Origin of the sequence: Kineosporia corallincola (assembly GCF_018499875.1) — a bacterium.
Classification (GTDB): Bacteria; Actinomycetota; Actinomycetes; order Actinomycetales; family Kineosporiaceae; genus Kineosporia; species Kineosporia corallincola.
On sequence record NZ_JAHBAY010000051.1, the window covers coordinates 1 to 478 of the forward strand.

Sequence of the window (478 nt, forward strand, 5' to 3'; positions counted from 1 at the left end):
CAAGGTCGACGGGGAACGCGAACAGCGGCCGGGCCCGCGCCGCGACGTCCCAGCGCGTGTATCGCATCACCGCAACAGGATCCGCAGGCCACGTGGCCCAGGTGGCGCCCGACGACGCCCCGGTGACGGTCACCGCCTCGCTACGTCCGGAGTCTTTGGAAGTCCGGCAGGAGCCCGCCGATCCGTTCCCCACACAGCCGCCGCCGGCGTCCACCAAGCCCGAAAATCCCTCTGCACGTGTGCAAGTGCGGTTGATGGGACGACCGGCCGTCCTTGATGCGGCGGGCAACCCGGTGCCGGGGCTGCGCCGGCACGCCCTGCAACTGCTGCTGTACCTGGCGCTGTATCCGGAAGGGGCGCGGATCAACGCCATCAAGGACATCATCTGGCCGGATGCCACCGTCAGTGCAGCGACCGCCCGCATGTCCACGGAGGTGTCCAACCTGCGGCGTACCGTGCGCCGTGCCGCCGGGGCCGA

The 478-nt window shown here is 70.5% G+C and carries 1 pseudogene; it reads left to right on the top strand.

The features are described 5' to 3' along the window. Positions 1 to 92: 92 nt before the first annotated feature. Positions 93 to 478 (top strand): annotated as a pseudogene (locus tag KIH74_RS35655) (hypothetical protein); the annotation flags it as partial.